The 248-nt window shown below is 38.7% G+C and carries 1 protein-coding gene; it reads left to right on the top strand.

Going from position 1 to position 248, the window contains the following annotated elements; translation table 11 throughout:
* Window positions 1–248, top strand: a 248-nt coding sequence (locus SB775_RS32460; RefSeq protein ID WP_410865405.1) for an AMP-binding protein, incomplete at both ends; no start/stop codon positions are given.

Here is a 248-nt window from a genome sequence, read left to right as displayed (position 1 = left end):
GAAGAGGTTTGCAAATTATCTTCAAAAGCTCGGTGTGGAAAAGGGTGATCGAGTTGCTATTATGTTGCCGAACTGTCCGCAATCTGTAATTGGTTATTATGGTACATTACTTGCGGGAGGGATCGTAGTACAAACAAATCCACTATATACAGAAAGAGAATTAGAATACCAGCTTCATGACTCGGGAGCAAAAGTAATTCTTTGTCTCGATTTAGTGTTTCCAAGAGTAACGAATATTCAATCTGCTA

The sequence above is a fragment of the Peribacillus sp. SIMBA_075 genome (assembly GCF_046534585.1).
The sequence above is the reverse complement of the archived record's forward strand: the minus strand, read 5'-3'. Positions and strand labels throughout refer to the sequence as shown.